Annotated in this window: 1 protein-coding gene; it reads left to right on the plus strand. The window is 72.4% G+C overall.

What is annotated here, in order from left to right; translation table 11 throughout:
- Positions 1-962: porphobilinogen synthase (hemB, locus tag G6019_RS10135; protein ID WP_182627510.1), on the plus strand; the 962-nt coding region annotated here is incomplete at its 5' end.
- Positions 963-1,093 lie beyond the last annotated feature (131 nt).

Genomic DNA, 1,093 nt, shown 5'->3' on the forward strand with positions numbered 1-1,093 from the left:
TGCGCAGGCTCGTCGCCGAGACCACGCTCGCCCCCAGGCAGCTGGTCCTTCCGGCGTTCGTCGCCGACGGGATCGCGGAGCCGAAGCCCATCTCCTCCCTGCCCGGGGTCGTTCAGCACACGGTCGACTCCCTGCGAGCCGAGGCCGTCGCCGCCGCCGAGGCGGGACTCGGCGGGATCATGCTCTTCGGGGTTCCGCACGACGCGGACAAGGACGCCGTCGGCAGCTGCGGCGCCGCGGCCGACGGCATCCTCAACCGGGCGCTGGCGGCCGTCCGCGAGGAGGTGGGTGACGACCTCGTGGTGATGGCCGACACCTGCCTGGACGAGTTCACCGACCACGGCCACTGCGGCGTCCTGGGTACCGATCCGCGGGGCGAACAGGTCGTCGACAACGACGCCACCCTGGCCGCATACGCCGAACTCGCCGTGGCGCAGGCCGCCGCGGGAGCCCATGTGGTGGGGCCGAGCGGGATGATGGACGGTCAGATCGTCGCCATCCGCGAGGCGCTGGACCGCGAGGGCTTCCACGACGTGGCCGTGTTGGCGTACAGCGCCAAGTACGCGAGCGCGTTCTACGGGCCGTTCCGTGAGGCCGTCGGATCCTCGCTGCGCGGTGACCGGCGTACCTATCAGCAGGACCCCGCCAACCTGCGCGAGTCCCTGCGGGAGGTCCGCCTGGACCTGGACGAGGGCGCCGACATGGTCATGGTCAAGCCGGCGATGAGCTATCTCGACGTGCTGCGCCAGACCGCCGAGCTCTCGGACGTCCCCGTCGCCGCCTATCAGGTCTCCGGGGAGTACGCGATGATCTCCGCCGCCGCCGAGCGGGGGTGGATCGATCACGACCCGGCGGTGATGGAGTCGTTGACCTCCATCCGTCGGGCCGGAGCGGACATCGTCCTGACCTACTGGGCGCTGCACGCCGCACGCCTCCTCGCCGACGGGTGGGGCCAGCGGTGACGGGCAGCGGGCCGTGGCGTCCACCCGAACGCACCGACGGGCCCTCCGAGCGCGCCGACGGTCGACCGGAGAGCCCCGCCGGGCCGGTGCCCGACGACGTTCACTCCGCGTGGGGACTGTGGCTCCCCCCA

Origin of the sequence: Dietzia sp. DQ12-76 (assembly GCF_014145045.1) — a bacterium.
Taxonomy (GTDB): domain Bacteria; phylum Actinomycetota; class Actinomycetes; order Mycobacteriales; family Mycobacteriaceae; genus Dietzia.